The organism is Pelomicrobium sp. G1, from assembly GCF_051905455.1.
GTDB lineage: Bacteria > Pseudomonadota > Gammaproteobacteria > Burkholderiales > UBA6910 > Pelomicrobium.
The window spans coordinates 1-253 of the sequence record NZ_JBQACR010000454.1 but is presented as its reverse complement, the minus strand read 5'-3'; the positions used below and the strand labels follow the sequence as shown (position 1 = coordinate 253).

Genomic DNA, 253 nt, shown 5'->3' with positions numbered 1-253 from the left:
GGTTGAAGTGACCGTTGGGATCGATCCGCTGCTTGTAGGCGCGGAACGCTTCGACCTCGCCCGGCTCAAGGAATTCCAGCTTGGTGATGCCGATGCCGTGCTCGCCGGAGACGACGCCGCCCAGAGACTTGGCCAGGGCCATGATGCGGCGCACGGCGGCGTTGGCCTCCTGAAGCATTTCGTAGTCGTCGGAGTTGACCGGGATGTTGGTGTGCACGTTGCCGTCACCGGCGTGCATGTGCAGGGCCACGAA

Annotated in this window: 1 protein-coding gene; it reads right to left on the bottom strand. The window is 64.0% G+C overall.

Going from position 1 to position 253, the window contains the following annotated elements; genetic code table 11:
• On the bottom strand, positions 1-253 hold a 253-nt coding region (locus tag ACTFO6_RS19205; RefSeq protein WP_439935922.1), incomplete at both ends, for an FAD-binding oxidoreductase.